The following is a 26,740-nucleotide window of genomic DNA, read 5'->3' as shown; positions in this document are numbered from 1 at the left end:
TTGAGGGGGAATCATACATGGAAATTATAAGTTACATTGTCAGCCTAGGGGCTAGTGTTATGATGCCAATTATTATTACTATATTAGGACTATGCTTAGGTGCTAAGTTAAGCAAGGCGATTCGATCAGGTTTAATGGTTGGTGTAGGTTTCATTGGGTTAAACTTAGTTATCGGTTTATTAACCAGTACGCTAGGCCCGGCTTCGCATGCTATGGTAGAAAAGCTAGGACTGCAATTAACCGTGATTGATGTAGGATGGCCAGCTGCTGCAGCTATTGCCTTTGCGTCGACTGTAGGAGCAATCATTATCCCCATTGGATTGATCGTCAATATTATACTTTTGATTACAAAGCAGACAAGAACAGTGGATGTAGATATTTGGGATTATTGGCACTTTGCTTTTACGGGCGCCTTGGTTACGGCAGCTACCGACAGCATATTGTGGGGTGGTTTTGCAGCGGTTGTTAATATGATCATTGTGTTTTATCTGGCAGATTGGACAGCCCCTGGAGTAGAAGAATACAACAAATTGCCTGGTGTTTCTCTGCCTCATGGTTTTTCAGCAGCCTATGTTCCTATTGCTATTGTAATTAATAAGGTCATTGATATGATTCCTGGCATCCGGGATGTCAAAGCTGATCCAGAATCATTACAAGAAAAATTCGGAATATTTGGTGAACCTCTCATTATTGGCAGTATATTAGGTTTGATTATTGGTGCTCTTGCAGGATATGACGTAAAAACCATTCTAACGGTAGGTATTACAATGGGAGGATGTTTAGTGCTGATTCCCAAAATGGCTTCTATGCTTATGGAGGGGCTTTTACCGATCTCTGATTCAGCACAAGAATTTATTCAGAAGCGGTTTAAGAATGCTGGGAAAATCTATATTGGATTGGACTCAGCTGTGGCTATTGGACATCCTGCTTGCATGGCAGCTGCTTTAGTGCTTGTACCGATTACCATCATTTTGGCCGCTGTTCTTCCTGGAAATCGAGTACTCCCCTTTGCCGATTTAGCAGTACTTCCCTTCATGCTGGCTATGGTGGTTCCTGTAACCAAAGGCAATGTCTTTAGAACCTTTATTGTAGGGTTGGTCATGGTTACGATCGGATTATTAATTGCTACGGATATGGCGCCATTACATACTCAGCTTGCCATAAATGCTAATTTCAAAATGCCGAGTGGTGCTACACAGATCGCTTCTATTTGTGATGGAGCTAATCCTCTTACTTGGATTATTTTGCAGCTGACTGGTTTAAAGGTTGTTGGCGTGGCTGTCTTGGTAGCTGTTATTGGAGCGATGGCCGTTATCAATAGCAAAATTACGAAGCGTAGAGATGCACATGAGGATATACAAGCATAGTATTGCTAGATTGCTTGCCGGTTCTTTTTATATCCGGCAAGCAATCTAGCAAGTAAATCGTAAGGAGGAAAAGATATGATGCTGGAGGAGCTTAGAAAAGAAGTATTGGAGGCAGCGGTGCAATTAGTTCGCTATGGATTAGTAACACTAACAGGAGGTAATGTAAGCGGCAGAGACAAAAAAAGCGGATATATAGCGATTACTCCAAGTGGCATGGAGTATGAAAAACTAAGTACAGAGGATATTGTAATCGTAGACAGCAAAGGAAATATGATAGAGGGAAAATGGAAGGCCTCTGTGGATTTGAAAGACCATTTATATATATATATAAATAAACCCAATCTATATGGTATTATACATACTCATTCGCCTTATGCCTGCAGTTTTGCCATGCTGCATCAAGAAATTCCTTGCTGCAGTACTACTCTGGCAAACGAAGTCGGCGGCAGTGTTCCTATTTCAAAGTATAGTCCAGTTGGTGAGGGAGGAATTGGATCTGCTGTAATAGAAGCAATCGGCGATAAAAATGCCTGCTTACTAGCGAATCATGGAGTAATAGCTGTGGGCATATCGGTTAGACATGCATTAGTTGCCGCAGTAATGCTGGAAGATGGAGCAAAAGTATATCATTTAGCGAAATGCAAAGGAAATCCCATACCTCTTGATCCATCAGAAATCGAAAAGGCAAGGAATGTATTTTTATATGAATATGGGCAAAATGACTAGGCATATCTAACTTCTGCATGCTACATTTATATGACAGCATATAGAAGGGGAAGGATCTTCTGCTTTCAATAGAATGCTGCAAAGGGGAGATTATAATAGGGATGAAGAAAGAACGATTACAAATTTTAATTGATGCTGAGGATAGAAAAAATCCTTATACGGATGAAGCATTGGCAAAGAAGTTGTCTATTTCCCGTGGTGAAACTACCCTTTTGCGGCAAAAGCTGAAGATCCCTGACTCTAGAGAGCGGAGAAAAGCCATTTTATATGCAAGCATTCGGCAAATCCTAGAAAGCAATCCGGGCATATCAAAACGAGGAGTAACGGGACAATTACAGCAAATGGGATTTTCTGTATCCCGTTTTACAATAGAACAATTACTAAGCAATGCAGTGTATCGTATGGAAGAAATAAAAAGAGATGTCTTTTCTTCCAATGTAGGTATAGTTGTTGAAAATGGAGGCAAAGAATTTATCAGTACTGCATTTGATAACTTGATTGGTCAGAAGGGAAGTCTATTTCCGATTATCGAGCAGGCAAAAGCAGCTATTTTATATCCTCCTAAAGGACTTCATACATTGCTGTTAGGTGCAACTGGAGTTGGAAAAAGCGACCTGGCAGAAGCGATGTATCGTTTTGCCGTGGACTCAGAACGGTTAAATATAAAGGCCCCCTTTGTAGTTTTTAATTGTGCGGATTATGCCGATAATCCGCAGCTATTGCTCTCCCAGTTGTGTGGTCATATGAAAGGGGCCTTTACTGGTGCTGAGCGTTCTAAAGAAGGGCTTATTGAAAAAGCGGATGGTGGGATTCTATTCTTAGATGAGGTACACCGACTGCCGCCAGAAGGGCAGGAAATTTTATTTTATCTTATTGATAAAGGAAAGTTTCGACGGATGGGGGAAACGGAAAGTCTGCGCCATGTAGCGGTTATGTTAATTATGGCTACGACAGAGGTGCAGTCAGCCGCCTTACTGGCTACATTTCGTCGTAGGGTGCCTATGGTTATAGAGCTGCCCAGTCTTCAGGAGAGACCCTTACAGGAAAGATTAGCATTGATTCACTATTTTTTTAAACTTGAAGCACAGCGCACCGGGAATACCTTAAATATTGAGGCTGATGCGTTAAAGTCACTTTTACTTTATGATTGTTCCAGTAATATTGGACAGTTATCTGCAGATATACAGGTAGCGTGTGCCAGAGGATTCTTGAATCTCATTACCAGCGGCAGCAAGGCACTCTATATTACGGTATCCAATCTGCCTGCACATGTACGGCGTGGATTGCTTAAGCTTCAGCATCAGCGCGATAAAATTGAGAAACTACGAATTACTAGTTGCGAAATTTTGCCGGGAAAAGAAAATATGGTATATGTGGATGAGCTGTACTCAGTACCACGAGAAATTTACTCTTATATTGAGGAACAATATGGGAAGCTTTCTATGCAGGGTGTTTCTCAAGAAGAAATCAACCGGACCATTGGAGCGGAGTTGGAAGCGAAGCTCTGGAAGTGGATAAAAAGGGCCAATGATTCGCCGGAGCCTATTGTAAAAGCTGATTTATATAAAGTAGTTGATAAAGTGATGGTAGATGTCGTTGAAGCTATGATCGAGAAAGCTGCTAATATTTTAAACCGTCCAAGTGAACAAATCGTTGTAGGATTATCCATTCATTTAACGGAAACACTGAAACGAATCAAGCAAAATAAACGAATTATTAATCCGCATTTGGAAAAAACAAAATATGAATATGCCCGTGAATTTGCCGTAGCCCGGGAAATGGCAGAGTGTTTTCTAGGGCAAACAGGGGTGAGACTGCCAGAAGAAGAAATTGGTTTTATCACATTATATTTGACAATGTATTGCCGGCAAGATGCAGATGGGCGGGTAGGAATTTTAGTGTTATCCCACGGGCATGTGGCAGTAGGAATGGCGGAAGTTGCTAACAGACTGTTAGGAGTTAACCATGCTAAAGCAGTTGAAATGTCGTTGGATGAAAGTTCAGCAACAGCGTTGGAGCGTACCATTGAAATTGTTATGCAAATGAATGAAGGCAAGGGTGTACTCTTACTTGTTGATATGGGATCGCTAGCCAATTTTGGCAGCAAGATCACTGCCATAACTGGCATTCCCACTCGGTCGGTAGGACCTGTATATACGATGATGGTAATTGAAGCAGTTAGACGGGCGTTACTTCCCGATACAGAGCTAGATGAATTGGCGGAAATATTGGGGCAGCCTTCTTTAAGCGCTGAGTATTTAAGTACAGAATTGCCGCAAGATAACGTATCCTTAAATAAGAGTAAGTCCGCTATTCTGACGATCTGCATTACAGGAAAAGGAGCGGCTATGCAATTACAGAAGGAAATTGAACGGCAGCTTGGCAGGCAACAGGGACAAATCGAAATAATTTGCTTGGGATTAGCAGATCGGCAAACATTTGCAAATGAAGTTCAAAAGATTATGAAAACTCATTTGGTTAAAGCTGTAGTTGGGACGCTAGATCCTGGTTTGCCTGGGGTTCCTTTTATTACGGTTGATCAAATCGTAAAGGGAAATATAGCATCTATCCTGCAGTATTCATCAAGTCGACGGACAACGGTAGCTGAAGTTATCCAAGAAGATTTAATTTTTTATCCTAATCCGGAATGGAGTAAACCGCAAGTGATTGACTTACTTACACAAAGTTTGCTTTCTAAAGGTTTGGTTAAGCCTGAATTTGCAACAGATGTGGTTAAGAGGGAGTTAATTGGAGTACCGATTTTAAGTCTGAGAGTAGCCATTCCTCATGGTGAAGACCCAAGATATGTAAATCAAACATCAGTTGCACTGGCGATCTTTCCTGAAGCCATTCCATGGGGGGAGAATTACTGGGTAAATATTGTCTGTTTGTTTGCTGTCGCTACTGATGGCAGAGAACTTGTTCAAGAGCTTGGTGGAAAATTAATAAATGATGAAATTGTTGATTGTTTGCTTGAAGCTCGTACACCAGCTGAAGCAAAACGAATCCTGGCACACTAGTACAAGTCCATAGTTGAAAGACTACTTAGCCAATCTACTCCTTTAGGTGCTAAAGAAGCAGATTGGCTTTTTAGTGTCTTCGTGATTGATTAGCAGGGCTAAAGAAAGTATCTATTGTTTAATCAATATTCACAATATTTACAATCTTTATAAACACTAAATTGTTATACATTATAAAGTATAGTACATTTGAACAAGGGAAGTAAGAACACAGACTACAGAAGGATTAGTTTATATAGTCTGTACTTTGTAAACTGAAGGAGGAAAATATGAGTAAGCTAACGCAGGAAGAATTTAAAGCCTATTTGGTGCAGATTCGTGCACTGACCGAGGGGCGCTTCGATGAAATGCAGAAAGAAATTGAGGATACGAATGTGTTCCCCGAGGAATTCTATCAACTCGGTATCAAAAATAATTTGTATCGCTGTTCCCTTCCAACGCAGTATGGAGGATGGGGTCTCTCCGAACTGGAAATCCTTAAGGTTCAGGAAGAATTTAGTCGTGGACCAGGCGGAATGCGCATGCATCTCCACTATGCCATGGATTTAAACTGGCGACCCCTGTACGATTTTGGTACCGAAGAGTTAAAGGCTGAATTGATGCCTGGGTTCCAAGATCGATCTGTATTCACCTGCTGGGCCGTTACCGAAGAAAAAGGCGGAACTGGTGCCGATCTTCAAACATTGGCTGTAAAAGACGGCGACGATTACGTCATTAATGGAGAAAAATTTTTGATTTCCCATACGGATTGCTGCAATTATGCTTATATTACTTGTGTTACCGACCCGAAAGCGGATAAAGAGCACCGTCTCTCTACCTTTATGGTTCCTTGTAATACTCCGGGTTATGAAACGACTCCCATGCCCCATATGATGGGCTGCCGTGGTTCGGGACATACCGGTTTAAAGTTTACGAACATGAGAGTAAACAAAAAATACTTACTCGGTAAAATCGGTGACGGACTTCATATTTCGATTCATTCTCTATCGGTTTCCCGTGTCCATATTGCTGCCAGCAATTTAGGAATGGCTCAGCGTATGTTGGAAATAAGCCTTAAGCGTGCTCAGGATCGTGTTACTTTTGGCAAACCCATTATTGAGCGTCAGGCGATTAGAATGAAGATTGCTGACATGGCTACGTATATCCATGCTTTGAGAACTATGGTTTATGATTTTGCTAAGGACTATGAAAAGGATCCTAAAGGAGAATATATTGAAGAGAAGGCTGCTATGTGCAAACTGTTCAGTATCCAAGTCACTAAACTATGTGGTGATGAAATGCTGGAGATCTTTGGTGGTATTGGATATTTTGAAGATTGCGAGTATGGTCCGGTTGAACGTCTATATCGCGATTCCCGTGCAATGTGGTTGGAAGAGGGTACTCCAACTGTACAGCGCATTACCATTTCCCGCCAGACGATAGCACATGGTGGTATTTTAAAGTATGAGGAGTAATCCGGAAATGCCAGAGGGGCATCGGCATTAAGGCCGATGCCCCTTTTGAAAAATATAGTATTGGGAAAAAGCCAAAACCAGCAGATCACATTCTGTATAGATAAAAAACGATTTCAGAATGTACTGGGAGGGGTGAAAATTGGCAGAACTGCAATTTGGGCCGCTAAGAAGCAAGGCAGCCAGAAAGCCCTGGCCGGAATGTCCCGATATGGTAATCTATCGCTGTAGTTATTGCAGCAGGCTATACCAGGGAATGGGCTATGATATGCCAGCTAAAGAACCAGCTTGCTGCGGCACGTCCATGGAACAGTTGAAACCGCAGCAGTTAGAGGATGTACCGGCTGATTTTAATGTAGATTACAAGATTGTTGGAGGTTTCAATCAGAATGCGGTGCAAGTATTTTGGGAAACGAAACCGCCAGAAAACAATCCAGAGTGGATCTTGCTAAAGACCTTCGTCGGAGGTTACATGAAGTATGTGACTTCAAAGAAGCAGCCGCCCGTGGTATTCCCTTTATCCGATGAGGACGCTTATGTGTATTGCAACAGAAGCACCTGCCAGCAGTGTGTCTTTCGCTGTAAACGAGGTTTTATCATCTATTTATATAGCAAAACAATAGGATTACTAGAGGTTCCCTTAGATAGGGTATCGGACTATTTTAAGCTGCAGTCCTAGTCTGTATGCATAGGAAATGAATTGAAGATTGGAAGAGGGAGTGGTTGATTATGGTGAAGATCGTAGTCTTTTTAGCCTGGATGGGGGTTACTTTTGGCTCGATGGCGTATATGATTCTTCGCAGGTTCAAAAATACTCTTCATGGAAAACCAGAGAACAGGAATGATCGACCTAACGATCGACTGAAATACTTTCTGACAAATGTCGTAGGCCAGGATAAGGTGATACAGGATCCTATTTCTGGTTTCGCCCATGTTATGATCATGTGGGGGTTTATCGTGCTCGGTGTTGGTGCGATGAATCTGGCAGTGGAAGGGCTGTTTGGCGTTCCAGTGCCATTTATTGGTGACAATTGGCTGTTTATCGGGTTGAAAGAGAGCTTTCTGCTGCTTGTATATATGGGGGTTATTGTGGCGATACTTCGGCGTACGGTACTGAAACCGGATCGTATCAATAATTCTGTGGAAGCTTTTGCTATTCTTGGCTTCATTAGTCTTATCGTCACCGGAGATCTTTTATATAATGGTGCCAGTTTTGCACTTGGAGAAAATGCCGGTATTCGCGGCAGTGCCTTTTTTTCTAATTTTGTATCAGGATTGCTGGGACAGCATTCGCCTGCAACTCTTGAAATCATAGCAACGGGGGCATGGTGGACACATTTCCTGGCAATGGGTTTGATGGGAGTACTCATTCCTCACTCTAAGCATCTGCATCTGGCATTTGCGCCAGCCAACGCATTTTGGCATACTTTACGTCCCAAAGGCTCTCTAGAGAAAGTTGATTTTGAAGATGAAACAGCGGAAACCTTTGGAGTTAATAAAGTGGAAGAGTTTACCTGGAAACAGCTTTTTGATACCTACACCTGCGTGCAATGCGGCCGATGTACAGAACAGTGTCCGGCATTTCAGACTGGTAAACCTCTAGATCCTCGTGCGCTGCATGTTGAGCTGCGCGCCCATATGGAAAAGAAGGCACCTTTGTTGGATAAAATTAAAGCTGCGGGAGAGGAAAAGCCTCAATTTACGGAAGCTGAGCAGTCCATTCTCGATAAGATGATTGTGGAAGGGATTTTTTCCGACAAGTTCATCTGGTCCTGTACGACCTGCCGTGCCTGCGAACAAGCCTGTCCTGTTTCCAATGAGCATGTGCAGAAAATTGTTGATCTACGGCGTTATATGGTTATGACTGAAGCCCGAATGCCAGAAGATGTGCAGCGTGCTTTCAACTGCTACCAAAGCGGCAATCCGTGGAAACTTTCCAGCAGCAGCCGGGGTGATTGGATGAATGGATTGGAAGTTCCTGTATGGTCCGATGAGGCTGAGTATCTGCTGTATGTGGGATGTGCTGGAGCCTATGACAACCGGGCTAAGGCGGTGAGCAGATCGTTGGTAAAGGTTCTGAATGCAGCAGGAGTGAATTATGGTGTTCTAGGTAATGATGAGCCATGCTGCGGTGAGACGATCCGCCGGATGGGCAACGAATTTGAGTTCCAGCCATTGGCTGCAGGAAATGTGGAGTTATTTAAGGAAATGGGGGTTACAAAAATTATTACTCTCTGCCCTCACTGCTTCAATTCTCTCAAAAATGATTATCCCGATTTTAACGGTGAATTTGAAGTCATCCATCATTCGGAACTTCTTGCCGACCTTGTCAGGTGTGGCAAAATTAAAGTAGATGGTCCCTTTGATGCAAAGGTGACTTATCATGACGGCTGCTATCTTGGACGTCACAACAATGTGTTTGAGGCACCTCGCTCTGTCCTGCAGGCAGTACCGGGAGTAAGCGTGATTGAGATGGAGCGCAGCAGGAAAGAGGCATTTTGCTGCGGCGCTGGCGGGGGGCGCAACTGGATGGAGGAAGAAATCGGCAACGGACAGCAGCGTATCAATGAGGTTCGAGCAAAGGAGGCTCTATCAACAGGGGCTGAGGTTATTGCTACGGCTTGCCCGTATTGCCTGACAATGATGCTCGATGGTACTAAGGCACATAATGCTGAGGAACAGGTTCGTACACTGGATATAGCAGAAATTCTTGCCCAGTCCCTGCAAAAAAAAGAAATTCTTTAAACAATGTTTGGAAAAGGCTAAAGGCCATCGGGCATACCGACGACCTTTCATATCTGAACCGTATTAAAATTATACGTTACTTTTGCTATTAAAGGGGGTATTACGCAGTTCATTGGTTTTTATCCAATTAATAAAAAAATTTTTAAAGTTTAAAATAATTGGCAGTGGTTTCTGCTTTTTTTGAAAAACAACGGAAAGAGTTCTGATTTTGGTTGGTCTAAACCGAATGACGGCAATATTTTTCTGTAAATTCTTCGTAACTGTCCTCGAAGAAAGCATAGCAAGACCCATTCCTTCAGATACAAGTCCCAGAATTGTATCCGTATATTGAGTTTCATAAGAAAATCTTGGTTCGAATCCGGCTAGATGACAGGCATCAATCGTGTCCCAATAAAGACCGGAAGATTTGGAAAAAGAAAAAAAATTTTCTTGCGAAGCCTCATGTAAGTCAATTATCTCTCTGGACGCAAAGGGATGAGACGTATTGGCGATGATTACCAACTCATCGTCGACTAAAGGATAGGACTCTAAAGGTATTTTTCCAGGTTTACACTTATCAAAGGCTGTAAGAAATGCCACATCAATTTTGCCATTACACAGTAAAGGGTATAAATCAAAACATTCTGCCTCATAGAACTGCAGTGATATTTTCGGGTACGTTTTTTGAAAAGAAGCAATGAGGGAGGTAACGCCATAAGCCCCAAGTGCAGGACAGTTTCCAATGGAGATATTCCCGCTTTCACCAACAATATATTTTTGCATTACGACATTAATTTCAGAAATTTGCGATAATACTTTTTGAGCATTTTCAATAAATTCAACTCCAGCCGGGGTTAAGTGGACTGAGCGTGTAGTTCTTCCGAACAAAACGACCCCCAGTTCATCTTCCAGTTTTTTTATTTGCTGGGATAATGAAGAAGGGGTTACACAAACCTCATCGGCGGCGCGAGAGAAGTTTAGATGTTTCGCTAGCGTTAACATGTACTTGAGTTGGGATATTTCCATAGCGGATTCTCCTTCCAAATCAATTTCACTCTGGTGGCAGCTCAGCGTTGCTCTTTTAATTAAAAGAAAAGGATTCATAATATTCTTTGTATTTACAATTTGCAACTTCAACAAGATGAATCTAATTTCCTGCAAAAGAAGCTTATCATAAAACAAAAAGAATGTGCAAGAACAAACGGCAAATGCCGATGGATTATTCTTACTTGGAGGAGATCGCTTGTGTATAAAATTCTTCTGAAACAGCAATTAGCACCGAATGTTAAACTTCTTGAAATAGAAGCACCGCTTATTGCGCGAAAAGCCCAGCCAGGTCAATTTGTTATTCTGCGGATGAATGAAAATGGGGAACGAATTCCCTTGACTATTGCCGATTTTAATCGGGAGACAGGTACGATTACGCTCCTTTTTCAAGAAGTTGGTGCTTCTACAAGCGAATTGGGCCTTTTGAATACAGGCGAATTCTTACTGGACTTGGTTGGTCCTCTTGGCAAAGCAACACATATTGAAAAAATCGGCACAGTAGTCTGTGTAGGCGGCGGAATTGGTATCGCCCCTGTATATCCTATTGCTCGTGGTATGGAGGAAGCTGGCAATGAAGTCATCTCTATTATTGGTGCTCGCTCTAAAGATATTTTGATTTATGAGGAAAAAATGGCAGCAGTCAGTAATGAACTGATTATCACAACTGATGATGGTTCCAAAGGACGTAAAGCTCTGGTTACAGAGCCTCTTAAAGAACTCTTAGATTCTGATAAAAGGATTCGTCTTGTTGTTGCCATTGGACCTGTAATTATGATGAAATTTGTTGCTGAAACGACACGCCCTTACGGGATTCCAACAATTGTCAGCCTGAATCCCATTATGGTTGATGGCACGGGTATGTGTGGCGGGTGCCGAGTTTTGGTTGGCAATGAAAATAAGTTTGCCTGTGTCGATGGTCCAGAATTTGATGGTCATAAAGTGGATTTTAATGTACTTATGTCACGTCAGCGTATGTATAAGCTGTATGAAAATGAACATAGCAAATATAGCGCAGAAAAGCGGGAAGGAGTATGTAAATGTCACTCTTGCTAACAAAGCATCCAATGCCTGAACAAGAAGTAACGGCGCGAGTTGAAAATTTTGATGAGGTTACTCTTGGCTATACCCTAGAGCTTGCGAAAGCCGAAGCAGAGCGCTGTCTGCAATGTAAAACTGCTCCTTGTCGTAAGGGGTGTCCTGTGGAAGTTGATATTCCTGCATTTATTAAAAAAGTAAAAGCAGGGGATCTGGATAGTGCTATTGCAAAAATAAAAGAAGTGAATAGTTTGCCGGCAGTATGCGGCAGGGTATGCCCTCAGGAAGAACAATGCGAAAAATACTGCGTGCTGGCTAAAAAAGGTGAGGCTGTAGGGATTGGACGACTAGAACGGTATGCCGCCGATACTGCCCGAAATAAAGGCGAAGCCATAACGGCTATTGAGTGTTCTGCTGCTGCTCAAAAAGTAGCTATTATCGGCTCTGGCCCTGCTGGTCTGACCGTAGCAGGTGATTTGGCAAAAAAAGGCTATAAAGTTACTGTTTTTGAGGCATTGCATTTGCCGGGGGGGGTATTGATGTATGGTATTCCCGAATTTCGTTTGCCAAAAGACGAAGTGGTGCAGGCAGAGATTAATAATTTACGTAAATTGGGTGTAGAGATTATTGTAAACGCCGTAATTGGCAGTACTTTTACTGTAGATGAGCTGATGGAAAAAGAAGGCTTTGACGCTGTTTTTATTGGAACAGGTGCCGGATTGCCTCACTTTATGGAAATCCCCGGGGAAAATTTGAATGGTGTGTATTCGGCCAATGAGTTTCTAACTCGCTGCAACTTAATGAAAGCCTATCGTTTTCCGCAAAGTGCAACACCTATTCATGTTGGCAAAAGAGTGGCTGTAGTCGGTGGTGGTAATGTAGCCATGGATGGTGCCCGAACAGCTCTACGTCTTGGTGCGGAGCAGGTCTCGATTGTCTATCGCCGTTCGGAAAAGGAATTACCGGCAAGGCTGGAAGAAGTGCATCATGCAAAAGAAGAAGGTATTGAGTTTCAATTGCTGACTGCTCCAACTGCTGTACTTGGCAATGTGGATGGGTGGGTAATTGGTCTGCAATGCGTTCGCATGGAACTTGGTGAGCCAGATGCTTCTGGACGTCGCCGTCCTGTAGAAGCTCCAAACTCAGAATTTGTGCTTGATGTCGATACGGTCATTATTGCAATTGGCCAAGGGCCTAATCCATTAGTACAGTCAACGACCAAAGGACTAAAAACCAATAAAAAAGGCAATATTATTGCTGATATTGATAATGGTGCAACCAGTAAACCAGGTGTGTTCGCTGGTGGTGACATTGTTACAGGGGCTGCAACCGTTATTCTGGCCATGGGTGCAGGAAAGAAAGCTGCCGCGGCTATTGATACGTATTTGCAAGGGAAAAAAGAGTGCTCTTTATAAGACTAAGGCGTAATGAAAACTATGCTCTTTTTAGTCGGTCTGCTAAAAAAAGTATTGATTATTATTTCGCAACATTCAGTTAAGTAAACATTTACTGTTAATAAAATAAGGAGGAAAAATCATGAATTCAAAGATTGGCAAAAAACGGTGGGTAATTGTCACCCTGATGTTACTGAGTTATACTGCTATGTATCTTTCTAGGTCCAGTATGTCAATTGCCGGACCAATAATGATGCAGGAGTATGGTTGGTCAGCTACACAGTTTGGTTTGGTTTCAACAGCATTTTTTATCGGTTATGCCCTTACGATGTTACCAGCCGGTTATTTAGCCGATCGGTTCGGCAGCGGCAAAATTATGGTAGTCGGAATTTTCTTGTACTCTATCTTTCAATTTCTTACACCCTTCGGGGCAACCATTGGTTTAATGATCGTGCTGCGTGCAATTATGGGTGTGGGCCAAGGTGTTATTTTGCCTTGTAATGGTTCATTGCTGGCTCAATGGGTACCCAAAAAAGAGTCAGCAACAGCCCAAGGTATTGTTATGATTGGGACCCCCTTAGGGATTACTCTTACAATGCCCCTTGCAATCTATGTTATGCACAATTGGAATTGGCAGATGGTATTTTATACCTTCGCTTTTATTGGTCCAATTTGGATTCTGTTATGGTCACAGTTTGGTAAGAACAAACCGGAGCTGCACCCGACAATAACCAAGGAAGAAATAGCTTACATCAAAGCAGATAAAGGTCCGGTTCAGCTTTCAGGTGAGGCTGCAAGCGTGACTCCAAAAGATGTTTTTTCAACCCCATCTGTATGGACCTCTGCATTGGCCTATTTTACAAGCAACTATCTCTTTTTCTTATTTTTTGCGTGGCTGCCAACCTACTTTGTGAATGGCCGTGGTTTCACACTTGTTAAGAGCGGCTATATGACCATGATTCCCTATATGTTTGCAATGATTGCTTATCCTCTTGGTGGGATTATAGCTGACCGCGCGGCAAAAAGATTCGGACATAATGCAGGGCGTAAAATGTATCCAATCATTGGTTTAATTGGTGCTGGTTTCTTCCTGATACTTGGAACTCGCGTAGGTAGTCCGGAAGGTGCTATCGCACTTATAACCGCGTCAATATTTTGTTTATCCATAACCCAGGCTCCATTCTTTTCCATGCCAATGATCTTTTCACCGAAGAATGCTGGTAAGATTATTGGTTTATATGGATTTTGTGGCACATGTGCAGGATTATCCGCTCCGCTTTTGACCGGTATGATTATTGACTATACGAAGAGTTATGATTATGCTATGTATTTTGGTGCCGCTGTAGCCGTGATGGGCGCAATTATATTATTGACTATTTGTACAGTCAAAGCGGTGGAAAATAAGACTGCGTTGCCCCCTCGCTCCGTAGACCCTCATATTTAAATAAATTGTAGATACTGGCAAAGATGCTGGAGCAGGTAATCTTGTCCAGCATCTTATGTTACAAACTAAACATCCCGATGCAGCCAGGTTAAACAAAGTCATACGAGCTATTGTGTCTAAAGAGTATTGGGGAGGAAGAGTTATGAATGCAAAGGTTGGCAATAAACGCTGGGAGATCATTTTTTTGATTGTACTATGTTATGTTGTTTTGTATATGGACAGATCGTGCATGTCAATTGCCGGTCCAGTAATGATGAAGCATTTTAATTGGACGGCTACAGAGTTCGGCTTGGTCTCAACGGCATTTTTTATTGGCTATGGCTGTACTCAAATTCTGGGAGGCTGGCTGGCCGACCGGTTTGGTGGTGGTAAAATTGTAATCATTGGTGCTCTATGGTGGTCGGTCTTTGTATTTCTGACTCCCTTTGGTTCAACGCTAGGCTTAATGCTGGCAATACGCATAGCAATGGGCTTAGGAGAGGGAGTTTGTCTGCCCGCGAATTCTTCCATCGTGGCGCAATGGATACCAAAAAAGGAATCAGGGTTCGCACAGGGATTATGCCTCATGGGTGTGCCTATTGGAATTGTTCTCACCATGCCTCTTTCCGTCTGGATTATGCAGAATTGGAATTGGCAGAGTATATTCTATACATTTGCTTTTATTGCTCCCATTTGGGTCCTGCTTTGGCAGAAGTTTGGTAAGGATAAGCCAGAGCAACATCCTGCAATCAGCAAAGTAGAACTGGAATATATCAGAGCTGATCAGGGACCACAGGGAATTTGCAGTCAGGCTGCCTGCGTGACTGCACGAGATATTTTTTCAACCAGATCCGTGTGGAGCTGTGCAGTATCCTATTTTTGTGCGAATTATCTCTTATATTTATTTATGACATGGTTACCAACGTATTTCGCTCTCGGACGTCATCTTACCATGGATAGAACAGGCATGTATTCTATGTTTCCATATCTTGTTGCAACCTTCACATATCCTCTGGGAGGATATTTGGCTGATTGTGCGGCTAAAAAATTCGGAGATAATATTGGACGAAAATTATATCCTGTCATTGGCATGATCGCTGCTGGGATTTTATTAATAGTTGGGTCACAAGCTGCCAGCGTCGGCACTGCAGTCGCACTTATCTCAGCATCCAATGGTTTCTTATGCCTTACCATGGGTGGATTTTATTCTATGCCTATTGTCTTTTCTCATAGGAATGCAGGGAAGATCACTGGAGTGTTTGCTACTTTTGCTACAATTGGAGGAGTCACTGCTCCAACCATTACTGGGTGCATTATTGATTATTTCGGTAGTTATGAATATGCTCTATTCGTAGGTGCTGGTGTAGCTCTAGTAGGTGCAATGATCTTGTTAATCAGCTGTAACGTTAGACCAATTGAAGAGAAAATCTCGCAAGGGTCTATGCTTCATATATAATTAGATTCAAAAGCCCAATACGAAACAGCCTACTTGTATGTTGAGTGGGCTGTTTTTATTACGCGCCCATATATGCAATTTAAAGCTATAATCTATGACTTATTAGTATAACTAAAGTACGATTGACAATTTAAGATTACTTCATAATGGTTCAATACTTTATAAATCTTAAATTGTTGCAAATAATTAAGTATAGTATATTGAAAATGAAAAGTAAAGTTAAGATCGCGTCCAGTCTGATCATTTATCTAGTTTATTTATGCATGGTGATTTCTCCTGTTCGCGCTTTAATCCACATTAAAATTAATTTATTGTATAACCCAGAGATTTACAAGCCTTTATCGATTTGGAGGGAGATTCATAAAGCTAAAGTAGAATTCTGGGTCAAACATCGAAACCTTTTTTTGAACAGGAGTTACATAAATAACGATGTGAAAGGAAAGAGAAAATGGAGAATACAGTGAAAGGAAATTGGTTTGCCGGGTTGCCTCTAAAGGGACAGGTAGCGATTGTCACTGGCGGAGGAACCGGAATTGGACGTGGAATTGCAGAAACCTTCGCCTCTGCAGGTGCAAAAGTAGTAGTCGCCGGACGCAGAGAAGAGAAACTGGCAGAAGTTTGCACTGCAATCAAGGAAAACGGGGGGGAAGCTCTTGGTGTTCCAGCTGACGTTACTGTTCAGGCAGATATCGACAATCTAATGGAACAGGCATGTAAAGCATTTGGAGCTATTACGATTCTCGTAAATAATTCAGGGATGGCACTTCCACGATGCAGCACCCTTGATGTCACTAGAGAAGATTGGGAAAAACTTTTTGCACTGAATATGACTTCCGGATTTTTTGTTGCTCAGGCAGCGGCTAAGGTTATGGCTAAGAACGGTGGCGGAAGAATCGTAAGTATGACATCACAAAGGGGCATTAGTGCTATGCCGGGAATTGTTCCATATTGCACATCGAAAGGTGCTTTGATGTCGATGACTAAAGCGCTTGCAATTGATCTGGCTCCTTATAATATTAACGTGAATGCCGTAGCGCCTGGCTATGTTCAGACGGATATGGTTGCAGGATTATTGTCTGATCCCGAAAGGCTCAAAGGTGTTTTAGATCGTACTCCGCTGCACAAAATGGGAACAGTGGATGAAATGGCTGCTGCCGTTCTTTATTTCGTTCTTCCCCAATCGTCATATACAACAGGTCAAACCATGATCCTAGATGGCGGTTGGTCCTGCCAGTAATCATTAAAATAAAAAGGAGAGAGTTATTATGAAAGGTATGATGGATGCTGTTATAAAGACGAAAGCTGCCCCAAATAGCATGGAATTCGCTTCTGTGCCCATTCCTGAGATTGCTCCTGACCAGGTTTTGGTCCAAATTAAAGCAAGTGGTATTTGCGGAACAGATCACTCTTTATTTCACTGGAACGCAGCAATTGCAAACTCCTATAAGCTTTCGTACCCTTCCATCTTTGGTCATGAGTTTTCCGGGGTTATTACAGAAGTTGGCAGCCAAACGAAAGATATGGCAGTTGGGGATCGTGTTACTGTAAATCCGATACTGTATTGTGGACAATGCAGTTATTGTGCTGAGGGAATTATCAATATCTGTGATAACCGTCCATTCCTCGGAACGGATTATGATGGTGGTTTTGCGCAATATGTAGCTGTTAGAGCGCAAAATATTATCAAACTCCCAGATGCTGTAAGCTTTAAAGATGCAGCATTAATGGAACCTCTCTGCGTGGCAATTCATGCTGTTGAAAGAGTGAAGCCCGAATTCGGTCAGAGTGCTGTTGTTATTGGGCCAGGCGCTATTGGTTTACTGATGCTTGTTGTTCTTAAAAACATGGGCGTTGGCAATGTAATTGTAGTTGGTACTGACGCTGATAAGGACAGATTAGAAACAGCAAAGACCCTAGGTGCGAACTTTATTGTCAATGCTAGCGAAGAGGATTCTGTCGCTAAAATAAGAGAGCTTACTGGCGGCAAGGGCGCAGATGTGATTTTAGATGCTGCTGGACATCAAACCGTAGTTGAACAAGCTGTCCAAATGGCAGCTAAGGGGGGAAGAATCGGGGTAACTGGTTTGCCCGCAAAACCAAGCGAGCTTATGATGACACAGATCGCAATGCGAGAAATTTCAATTGTTGGAAATCGTGCTTATAATCTTAAAAATTGGTTCCAAGCTTGTAACATGATTGCTGGTGGTTTAGATGTGGGGCCAATTGCAACTCATGTACTGCCCTTAAAGGATTGGGAAAAAGGTATGGATTTACTTGACCAGAAACAAGGGCTGCGGATCATACTTGAGCCTTAATAATTTTCAGAAAAAATAGAATATTGAATTTGATCCCGGCTGGCTGGGATCAAATTCAATATGTAAGGATAAGAGGCTAAATGTATTAGAGAATTTGGGGGGATGCAGAATGAATGAAAAGTCATTTGCCGGATTAAAGGTTCTAGACTTAACAAGGTATTTACCAGGAGGATATGCAACACAGGTCTTTGCAGATCTTGGGGCAGAAGTGATTAAAGTAGAAGAAATGGCAAAAGGCGATTTTTGCAGGGGGGATGAGCCTAAAATTAACAATGTTAGTTATTATTTTGCAGCCTTATGCCGCAATAAAAAAAGCGTAACTCTTAACCTTAAAAGTGAAGATGGACTTAATATCTTTAAGAAGTTAGCTAGAGAATCAGATATAATCATTGAGAATTATCGTCCTGGAGTTACAAAAAGACTGGGTATTGACTATGCTCAAATTAAGAAAATAAATCCTCGAATCATTTACTGTTCTCTGTCCGCTTTTGGGCAAGATGATCCCATGAGTTTAAAAGCAATTCATGACGTCAACTTGCAGGCTTTAAGCGGTTATTTGTCATTAAACGGAGGTAAGCTTTCTCCGCTGCATTTAGCAGATGTTGCAACAGCTACGTCGGCTGCTCAGGGAATTGCCATAGCGTTATATCACCGTGAAAGAACAGGTGCAGGCCAGTCTGTTGATATACCAATGTTTGATTCACTAGTATGGTGGCTTAGTCTGTTAACAAGCAGATATCATTTCCAGGGAAATCAGATTTCTGCTGAGACCATTGAATATCCCGCGCTTTGCTACAATATTTATGAAACCCGTGACAAAGGGCTATTGTCATTTGGTATGGTTGAAGATAAATTTTGGAAGATTTTTTGCGATAGCACCGGTATGCAAGATCTTATACCAAAACAGTTTTTACGTCGTCACGAAGATCCGGAGGCTTGGGAGAGAATGGATCAGCTGGTTGCCAGTAAAACTCAGGCAGAATGGATGGATTGGCTGAAAGATAAAGATATTTGTATCACCCCTGTAAAAAAGATGGGAGACGCCATTAAGGATATTGTGGCATCCAATACGGGGATCATGGAATATGTAGAGTATCCTATCGTAGGAAAGATACTGCAAACTAAATTGCCCTACAGGTTATCGGAGATTCCTATTTCCCTTCAATCTGCTGCACATCCGCCAGCTTTGGGGCAGGATACAAGAGAAATTCTGGAGCAACTCGGGTTCGACAAGAAAGAAATTGATTTGTTTGTGAAACAGGGCGCTGTCGGAGTTTCTTAACTGGTATGGAGATAATTTAGTTTTTCTTCATAGTCATTTTATCTTTTACTAATGTTAAATTGTTGAATTTTATGAAATATAGTAGGCTTAACATATCAAATCTAAGCTGTGGTAGGGGTTATCAGGATCGAATTTGAGTGGAGGAATTAAAGATGGGAAACATATTAACCGCAGAGCAAAAAGAATTAGTCGAGATGGTAAGAAACTTTGCCATTAAAGAGGTAAAACCGCATGTTAAAGAGCTTGATGAATCGGGTGAATTTCCAATGGAACTTCTCAAACCAGCTTTTGAGATGGGATTGCATTGTTTGGAAATACCTGAAGAATATGGTGGAGCGGGCCTCGATTATCAGACAACAGCTGCTGTCTTTGAAGAATTAGCCAAGGTTGATGCTGGCTATGCAATTTCTCTTGTTACGACATTCGTGGCACTAAGGTCCGTTATCATGGCGGGAAATGAAGCACAGAAAAAGTTATTTGCTGACATGATCATTCCAGGAGCATTTGCATCTTTTTGTTTAACCGAACCTAACTCAGGGTCGGATGCAAGCTCAATGAGGGCGTCAGCTGTTAAAGATGGAGACGAATATATCATCAATGCTACCAAGTGCTTTGTTACAAATGGGGGAGTCGCCGATGTATTTGTAGTATTTGCTTCTACGGATAAGAGCAAAGGAGTTAAAGGCATCTCAGCGTTTATTGTAGAAAGAAGCCGCCCGGGTATTGTCGTTGGCAAACATGAAAATAAAATGGGACTTAGGTTATCGAATACGACAGATGTAGCTTTCGTAGACGTAAGAGTTCCTGCGGATCATTTGTTGGGAAAAGAGGGAACAGGTTTCACAACTGCTATGAATACCTTGAACGTTTCAAGAGCTTTTGTGGGTACGTTAGCAGTTGGTATTTGCCAGGCTGCGATTGATGAAGCTGTAAAATATGCGATAGAGAGAATTCAATTCAAAAAACCGATTGGACAATTCCAGGCAGTTCAAATGATCTTGGCCGATATGGAAATTCAAACGGAAGCTGCTCGTCAGTTAGTTCATCATGCAATGATTCTAATGGATGATAATAAGCCTGTAGTAAAAGAAGGTTCCATTACAAAAGCGTTCTGCGGCGATACTGTAGTAAAGGTAACTACAGATGCCGTTCAGATTTTCGGCGGATATGGTGTTAGTAAAGAATATCCTGTTGAGAAGCTTATGAGGGATTCAAAAGTTTTCCAGATTTTTGAAGGTACTAATCAAATTCAAAGAATCGTAATCGCAAAAGAAATGCTCAAATAATCGTATCGGATACGTTAAGCAAAGGGAGGATACAGAGAATGGATATTTTAGTTTGTGTTAAACAAGTACCAGATACTGCGGAAATAAAAATCGATCCAGTTACCAATACGCTGATTCGAGCTGGTGTGCCAAGTATTGTAAATCCATTTGATAAAAATGCTCTTGAAGCAGCGGTGCAGCTTAAAGAAGCACATGGCGGCAGTGTAACGGTAATCAGCATGGGACCTGATCAAGCGAAAGCTGCTTTAAAAGAATGCCTATCCGTTGGAGCAGATAAAGCGGTGTTAATTAGTGATCGATTGTTTGGGGGATCAGATACCCTGGCAACGAGCTATATATTAGCAACGGCAATTAAAAAGCTGGGAAAATTTGATCTGGTTTTATGCGGTAAGCAGGCCATCGACGGTGACACGGGACAAGTCGGACCCGAAATAGCAGAGCATCTTGGAATTGCACAGCTAACCTTTATTGCCAAGATCGAAGTTAGCGGAGAAAAAATTACTGTTCAGAGAGAGCATGATGAAGGCTATGAGGTAATTGAAGCTAAACTTCCCGTAGTATGCACAGTTATTAAATCAATTAATGAACCCAGATATGCAAATATAAAAAGTAAAATGGCAGCGAATAAAGCTGTGATAGAAGTGATAACGGCTGCGGATTTGCCAGAAATTGATCTAACAAAAATTGGTCTTAAGGGGTCGCCGACCAAGGTAAAGAAAACATTTACACCGCCTAGAAAAGAGTCAGGTATAAGAATTCAAGAAGGTACAGGCAGAGAGTCAGCTCTTAAGTTTATTGAAAAATTAGTTGTTGCTAAGTTATTGAATCGGGGGTGCTAACAATGGATAGTAAGGATTATAAAAATGTATGGGTCTTTATTGAAACGGCTCACGGTGAAGTTAGAAATGTAGGTTTAGAACTGTTAAATCAAGGGCGAGTCCTGGCAGATGCTAATTATGAGAAACTGATTGCCATTGTGATTGGCAAACAGCTGGATGCTGCTGCTAAAACTGTGACTGCCTATGGCGCGGATGAGGTTATTGTAGTAGAGGGCGAAGAATATACGGACTATAATACTGACGGCTATACTAATGTCATGGTGAGGTTAGTAGAAAAGTATAAGCCATCGGTGATCTTAATTGGAGCTACGAATAATGGCAGAGATTTAGGACCAAGGGTATCCTGCAGGTTGGCGACCGGTTTGACAGCAGATTGTACAGGACTCGAAATTAATGAGGAAACGGGAGATGTGGCCTGGACAAGACCTGCATTTGGCGGAAATCTTATGGCTACGATATTATGCTCTGCTTCAAGACCGCAGATTGGAACGGTACGGACGGGAGTGTTTAAAAAGACACAGCCTGACTTTAGCAGAACAGCAGCTATTATACGTGAGGAAATTAGGACACCGTCAGAAGAGATTCGAACAAAAATTATAGGCTTTATAAAAGCTGCAGGGGAAACGGCAGTGAATCTAGAGGAAGCAGAAATTATTGTTTCCGGAGGAAGAGGCTTAGGGAAACCTGAAAATTTTGCCTGCATTAAAGAGCTGGCTGAAGTGTTGGAAGCCACTGTAGGAGCGTCTAGGGCTGCTGTTGATGCCGGCTGGATATCCCCTCTTCATCAAGTGGGGCAGACAGGGAAAACGGTTGGACCTAAAATATATATTGCCTGCGGTATCTCAGGAGCGATTCAGCATTTAGCAGGAATGTCCTCATCAGACATCATTGTGGCCATCAATAAAGATTCAGATGCACCTATTTTTGGTGTTGCTGATTATGGAATCGTAGGAGATTTGTTTGAGGTAGTCCCTGTTTTGATTGAAGAAATAAGGAAGATCAAAGCAAATTAAATGAAGTAAGAAACCTTATTCAGCTTGAGACGCTGATCAGGGGGGGAGTGGAATGTCTTCAAGGCTAACGTCTACAGAATGGCGGAAACGGGAATATCGCCAAAAGGGCTACTGGGGTGACGCCACACTGGCAGATTACTGGAAGATGGCGGTTTTAAGCTCTCCGGAAAAGATAGCGGTGGTGGACCTGGAAAGAACTTGCTATACGTATGCTGAACTTGATGATGCTTCTGATAGAGTAGCAGCCTTTTTAAAAGACGCAGGGGTGATACCAGGTGACTTTGTATCTGTACAATTACCTAACTGGGCTGAATTTACGGTAATTTACGTGGCGTGCTTAAAGGTGGGGGCAGTTATAAACCCTATCCTGCCATGTTATCGTGCCGAAGAATTATTGCATATTCTTACTACATGTGAATCGAAAGTATTCTTTTATGCGGCTGAGTTTAGACAATTTAACTATCTAAAAATGGTAGATTTGCTGGTTCAGACAATTCCTAGTCTACGGGAAACAGTTATGGTAGAAAAGGAGAAGACAGTTAATGAGGGCCATACATTTACCAAGGTCATACAAGAATACCGCCCATTAGCGAGTGACACCATTTGTAAAGCAGATGATCTTGCTGCCGTTCTCTTTACATCTGGAACAAGTGGCTCTCCTAAAGGTGTTATGTTTACCCATAATAATATTATTGCCAGTGAAAAAGCGTTTGCGGCGGCGTTTCATTTCAGTAATCTCGATGTGATGCTGATGCCAGCGCCAGTGGCGCACGCTACTGGTTTTCATCACGGTGTGACTGCAACCTTTATGTTTGCTGCTAAAAGTGTATTGCAGGATATATTTAAGCCAGATACTTGTCTTGCATTAATTGAGCGTGAGAAATGCACCTGCAGCATGGGTGCCATACCATTTGTCCATGATATCCTTTGCTCCTTAAATAAACAAAGATACGATATCTCTTCACTACGTTTCTTTTTGTGCGGCGGAGCCCCGATACCCAGGCACATCGTTAAAGAAGCACTGGACGTGGGACTGAAAGTACTGAGTGTATACGGTTCTACTGAGAGTGTACCCCATACTGCCGTAGGTTTGCACGATCCTGTTGAAAAAGTATTCAATACTGATGGGGTGCCTGTACCAGGTGTAGAGATACGCGTCGTTGACAAGGCACGGCATCCGCTGCCGGCAGGAATTGAGGGAGAGCAGGCATCCCGCGGACCCAATGTCTTTATAGGTTATTTAAAAGAACCTGAATTGACTGCTCAAGTCTTAGATGATGAGGGATGGTATTACAGCGGTGATTTATGCATTATGGATGATGATGGCTACATCAGGATTACAGGGAGAATAAAAGATGTTATCATTCGCGGTGGAGAAAATATAAGCAGTGTTGAAATTGAAAATATTCTTCTCCAATTCCCAAACATTCGGGAAGCAGGTGTGGTAGCGATGCCTGATCAAAGGCTGGGGGAACGGATTTGTGCTTATGTGGTGCTAAATGATGCTGATTTGGGGCTAACATTGGAAGAGGTAAAATCTTTTTTTGCATTAAAGAATGTGGCTAAGTGTAAATATCCTGAACGAATCGAAATAGTAGAGTTTCTCCCCCAGACTCCGTCGGGAAAAATTCAAAAGTTTGTGCTGCGCCAAGACATTATAAAAAAAATAAACCTGGAGAGGCTGAATAGAGCGAGTATTTAATGAACAAAGCAAAAGGGAGGGGGGCGCAAATGAAAGGTTTAGAGGGAATCAAAGTAATAGAGTTAACATCTTATGTAGCAGGACCGGCATGCCCGCGAATTATTGGCGAGATGGGCGCAGAAATTATTAAGATTGAGCCATTTACTGGCGATGAGCAGCGTACCCAGGGGCCAGGTTTTGGTATGAAACGAAATGATCTTGAGGATCCTGCATTCGATATGAGCAGTATGAACAAAAATTGGATTAGCGTTAACCTTAAGAATCCGGAGGGGCTTGCATTCATCTATAAGATGATTGAGAGTGCTGACATTGTTGTTACAAGCTTCAGAGATAAGGCCTTATTAAAATTAGGTCTGGACTACGAAACCATCAGCGCCAAATTTCCGCATATCGTCTACGGTCACATGAGAGGCTATGGTGAAAGAGGGCCGGAAAAGGATTCGAAGGGGTTTGATGCTACTGCTTATTCTGCTCGGGGCGGTTTGATTACCAGCTTTCCCCAGAAAGGGGAAAGCCCTGTTAATGTAGTAGTTGCATTCGGCGATTTTAACGCTGCCATTGCTCTGACTGCGGGTGTTTTGGCTGCCTTGGTTAACAAGCAAAGAACCGGCAAGGGGGATAAGGTTGTTGTCAACCTCTACCACACGGCTGTCTGGGGGATGCAGCTTGCCATGGTTTCACGTCAGGTTGGTGCAGAATATCCTAGATCAAGAAAAGAAGTTCCCTGTCCTACAAACAATTGCTACAAATCCAAAGATGATATTTGGTTCCTGATCTGTAATGGCAATTACAATAAGTATTTTGATATAATGTTTACCGCATTTGGTCTTGGGCATTTAGTGGGGAATAAAGAGTATGATACCCTTGAGGTAATCGGCGAACATAAGAGAACCGGCGAAGTAATTAAAATGCTTGATGAAGCATTTGCCGCAAAAACATTTGATGAATGGGAAGTTATCTTTAAGCAAAATGAGATTCCATATCAGAAATGTCACACTGTTGACGATGTTCTTGCCGATGAAGAAGCGTATGCTAACGATATCTTAAGGCCATTGCATTACAAAGAGTTCGGCAAGAGGATGATTCCTACAAGTCCAATTAGAATAAAGAGCATCGGTGATCCTGAGCTTAGAACTTCAAAGCCTATTGGCTACCATACCCGTGAGTATCTGTTGAAATATGGATACTCTGAGGCTGATGTTGTCAGATTGGAAGCTGCTGGTGCTGTTAAATGCTTTCACGGTGAGCTGTAATTGTACATAAATAAATAGTAGATCCGGCGGATTTCCGCCGGATCTACTATTTATTTATAAGCACCGGTGCATTGCTGCAGGAGTGTTGTGATTGTTTCATAGCCCGGTGCATCTTCATAGAGAATCTTATACAAGCCGGTCAGTAATGGCAGATCGCTGACCGCCAGCTTGGCTTCCCTTTCCAGCTGTTTTGCCAGCAAGTAGCCAAAACGAATAGCGGGATAGCCTTCGACAGTGATTCCTTCTTCTTTCATCTTTGTGACAGCCTGACTGGCGGTCAGTCCTTCGCCAATCACTTCGCCCAGTGTTCGGTTGCGTCCGGCTTCTCCGGTTACCTCCAGGTCACCTACCCCGGGAAGTCCATATACGGAAAGAAGAGTACCCCCTAAAGCCTGAGATAGAATGCCCATCTCTGCTATGGCAAAAGTGAACAAAGCAGATTTCGTGTTGTTATGCAAAAAGCCTTTGCGTTTTTTAAAGCCTTCCGCCATGCCTAATCCAACGGCATAGGCGTTTTTCATAGCGGCACAAATTTCGGTTCCGGTTACATCGGTATTGACTTCAACGCGATAGACATCAGTCATTAGGTTTTTTTGAAGCTGTTTGGCGGAGGCTAAGCTTGCACTGGAATACGTAACTGAAGTAGGCGATTCCCAGACGACTTCGACAGCCTTGCAAGGACCGCCGATAAAGACAAAAGAAAGGGTATCTGCAAGGTGATTTGGCAGCCGTTCCTTCAGAATTTCCGGCAGCAGGACAACGTTGCCGTTCCCATCGTATTCAAATCCTTTGGAGACGCAGCCGATTATCATGCCGGGATGCAAATAAGGCACGACCCGTTCAAATATCATTCCCAAAGCGTCCGACGTAATCGCCATAATGACAATGTCAGTATCCTGCATAGCCGCAGCCAGCGATTCTTCTTTGAAAGGTCTAATTGCTGAGGGCAACGAACATTTATGCTTGGGATGAGGTTCTCCGGCCAGCAGGGCATTGATGATCTCATGATCCAGCTCGGTTCCCCATAAACGAACCTCATGATTGTTTTTTATAAGAGGTACAGTCAGAGCACTGCCCATAGCACCTGCACCTATAATTGTTATTTTCGACATAGCTGTCACGCTCCTTAACTTTTTACTAGGTGGAGTAAAAAGCGACAGCTTGACAGGATCTGATCCGTCGGATTTATTATAGCAGATCTTATGAAAAAATCAATTGTATAAACGCTTTCATTGGCAGTAGAGCCTGGTACAATGTGTGCATGATTGAACCAGGCATTGGGGAAATTGGTTGGATTTGTTCTGCTGGAAAATATTTTCGATCGATAGAAGTGGAGAAGAATCAAGTCTTGACAAGGACCAGAGCACAAAACGTGGCAATCATTGGTACATAACTTGCATCTTATAG

Annotated in this window: 21 protein-coding genes; 19 read left to right on the top strand and 2 right to left on the bottom strand. The window is 42.4% G+C overall.

Annotated features, from left to right (window positions below):
- Positions 1 to 17: 17 nt before the first annotated feature.
- From BMZ99_RS04345 to BMZ99_RS04320, 6 genes are all read left to right on the top strand, one after another.
- Entirely contained in the window at positions 18 to 1,367 is a 1,350-nt protein-coding gene (locus BMZ99_RS04345) for a PTS galactitol transporter subunit IIC (protein WP_090933307.1), read from the top strand.
- A gap of 75 nt (positions 1,368 to 1,442) precedes the next feature.
- Positions 1,443 to 2,093, top strand: a complete 651-nt coding sequence (locus BMZ99_RS04340) for a class II aldolase/adducin family protein (RefSeq protein WP_245754813.1) — start codon at positions 1,443 to 1,445, stop codon at positions 2,091 to 2,093.
- Positions 2,094 to 2,194: 101 nt separating this feature from the next.
- On the top strand, positions 2,195 to 5,113 hold the full coding sequence (locus BMZ99_RS04335; RefSeq protein ID WP_245754812.1) for a sigma 54-interacting transcriptional regulator: 2,919 nt from the start codon (positions 2,195 to 2,197) through the stop codon (positions 5,111 to 5,113).
- Between the two features lie 269 nt (positions 5,114 to 5,382).
- Positions 5,383 to 6,567, top strand: coding sequence for an acyl-CoA dehydrogenase family protein (locus tag BMZ99_RS04330; RefSeq protein ID WP_090933304.1), 1,185 nt, complete (start codon positions 5,383 to 5,385; stop codon positions 6,565 to 6,567).
- Between the two features lie 139 nt (positions 6,568 to 6,706).
- Complete coding sequence (locus BMZ99_RS04325) at positions 6,707 to 7,243, top strand: hypothetical protein (protein WP_090933302.1); 537 nt, start codon at positions 6,707 to 6,709, stop codon at positions 7,241 to 7,243.
- A gap of 50 nt (positions 7,244 to 7,293) precedes the next feature.
- Entirely contained in the window at positions 7,294 to 9,309 is a 2,016-nt protein-coding gene (locus tag BMZ99_RS04320) for a (Fe-S)-binding protein (RefSeq protein ID WP_090933300.1), read from the top strand.
- A gap of 69 nt (positions 9,310 to 9,378) precedes the next feature.
- Here BMZ99_RS04320 and BMZ99_RS04315 read toward each other — a convergent pair whose 3' ends face one another.
- Positions 9,379 to 10,392 carry a LysR family transcriptional regulator gene (locus BMZ99_RS04315; protein WP_175490476.1) on the bottom strand — a complete coding sequence of 338 codons (1,014 nt, stop codon included), beginning with the start codon at positions 10,390 to 10,392 and terminating at the stop codon, positions 9,379 to 9,381.
- Positions 10,393 to 10,533: 141 nt separating this feature from the next.
- Here BMZ99_RS04315 and BMZ99_RS04310 point away from each other — a divergent pair, with 141 nt between their 5' ends.
- The 12 genes from BMZ99_RS04310 to BMZ99_RS04250 all read left to right on the top strand — a co-directional run bounded on the left by BMZ99_RS04310 (position 10,534) and on the right by BMZ99_RS04250 (position 25,333).
- Positions 10,534 to 11,388 carry a sulfide/dihydroorotate dehydrogenase-like FAD/NAD-binding protein gene (locus BMZ99_RS04310; RefSeq protein ID WP_090933296.1) on the top strand — a complete coding sequence of 285 codons (855 nt, stop codon included), beginning with the start codon at positions 10,534 to 10,536 and terminating at the stop codon, positions 11,386 to 11,388.
- Entirely contained in the window at positions 11,373 to 12,785 is a 1,413-nt protein-coding gene (gltA, locus tag BMZ99_RS04305; RefSeq protein ID WP_090933294.1) for an NADPH-dependent glutamate synthase, read from the top strand. Before BMZ99_RS04310 ends, gltA begins: the two co-directional genes overlap by 16 nt.
- A gap of 121 nt (positions 12,786 to 12,906) precedes the next feature.
- Positions 12,907 to 14,208 (top strand): MFS transporter, encoded by a 1,302-nt coding sequence (locus tag BMZ99_RS04300; RefSeq protein WP_090933292.1) that lies wholly within the window; start codon positions 12,907 to 12,909, stop codon positions 14,206 to 14,208.
- Positions 14,209 to 14,263: 55 nt separating this feature from the next.
- Positions 14,264 to 15,643 (top strand): MFS transporter, encoded by a 1,380-nt coding sequence (locus BMZ99_RS04295; protein ID WP_217645047.1) that lies wholly within the window; start codon positions 14,264 to 14,266, stop codon positions 15,641 to 15,643.
- Positions 15,644 to 16,091: 448 nt separating this feature from the next.
- A complete protein-coding gene (locus tag BMZ99_RS04285) occupies positions 16,092 to 16,880 on the top strand; it encodes an SDR family NAD(P)-dependent oxidoreductase (RefSeq protein WP_217645046.1) in 789 nt (262 codons plus the stop codon).
- Positions 16,881 to 16,908: 28 nt separating this feature from the next.
- Positions 16,909 to 17,958 (top strand): zinc-dependent alcohol dehydrogenase, encoded by a 1,050-nt coding sequence (locus BMZ99_RS04280; RefSeq protein ID WP_090933286.1) that lies wholly within the window; start codon positions 16,909 to 16,911, stop codon positions 17,956 to 17,958.
- Between the two features lie 109 nt (positions 17,959 to 18,067).
- A complete protein-coding gene (locus tag BMZ99_RS04275) occupies positions 18,068 to 19,240 on the top strand; it encodes a CaiB/BaiF CoA transferase family protein (RefSeq protein ID WP_090933284.1) in 1,173 nt (390 codons plus the stop codon).
- Between the two features lie 152 nt (positions 19,241 to 19,392).
- Complete coding sequence (locus BMZ99_RS04270) at positions 19,393 to 20,526, top strand: acyl-CoA dehydrogenase family protein (protein WP_090933283.1); 1,134 nt, start codon at positions 19,393 to 19,395, stop codon at positions 20,524 to 20,526.
- A 38-nt stretch (positions 20,527 to 20,564) separates the two neighbouring features.
- Positions 20,565 to 21,365: an electron transfer flavoprotein subunit beta/FixA family protein gene (locus BMZ99_RS04265; RefSeq protein WP_090933281.1), complete on the top strand. Its 801-nt coding sequence runs from the start codon at positions 20,565 to 20,567 to the stop codon at positions 21,363 to 21,365.
- A 2-nt stretch (positions 21,366 to 21,367) separates the two neighbouring features.
- A complete protein-coding gene (locus BMZ99_RS04260) occupies positions 21,368 to 22,378 on the top strand; it encodes an electron transfer flavoprotein subunit alpha/FixB family protein (protein WP_090933279.1) in 1,011 nt (336 codons plus the stop codon).
- A gap of 52 nt (positions 22,379 to 22,430) precedes the next feature.
- Positions 22,431 to 24,080, top strand: a complete 1,650-nt coding sequence (gene fadK, locus BMZ99_RS04255) for a medium-chain fatty-acid--CoA ligase (protein ID WP_090933277.1) — start codon at positions 22,431 to 22,433, stop codon at positions 24,078 to 24,080.
- Between the two features lie 29 nt (positions 24,081 to 24,109).
- Positions 24,110 to 25,333: a CaiB/BaiF CoA transferase family protein gene (locus BMZ99_RS04250; RefSeq protein WP_090933275.1), complete on the top strand. Its 1,224-nt coding sequence runs from the start codon at positions 24,110 to 24,112 to the stop codon at positions 25,331 to 25,333.
- Between the two features lie 50 nt (positions 25,334 to 25,383).
- On the opposite strand, the gene BMZ99_RS04245 is transcribed toward BMZ99_RS04250, so the two are convergent.
- A complete protein-coding gene (locus BMZ99_RS04245) occupies positions 25,384 to 26,445 on the bottom strand; it encodes an NAD(P)H-dependent glycerol-3-phosphate dehydrogenase (protein WP_090933273.1) in 1,062 nt (353 codons plus the stop codon).
- Positions 26,446 to 26,594: 149 nt separating this feature from the next.
- Here BMZ99_RS04245 and BMZ99_RS27325 point away from each other — a divergent pair, with 149 nt between their 5' ends.
- The gene (locus BMZ99_RS27325) at positions 26,595 to 26,726 is read left to right on the top strand and encodes a hypothetical protein (RefSeq protein ID WP_281246744.1); all 132 of its coding nucleotides are present in this window, start codon (positions 26,595 to 26,597) and stop codon (positions 26,724 to 26,726) included.
- Positions 26,727 to 26,740: the final 14 nt, after the last annotated feature.

This window comes from Pelosinus propionicus DSM 13327 (assembly GCF_900114615.1).
Classification (GTDB): Bacteria; Bacillota; Negativicutes; order DSM-13327; family DSM-13327; genus Pelosinus; species Pelosinus propionicus.
The sequence above is the reverse complement of the archived record's forward strand: the minus strand, read 5'-3'. Positions and strand labels throughout refer to the sequence as shown.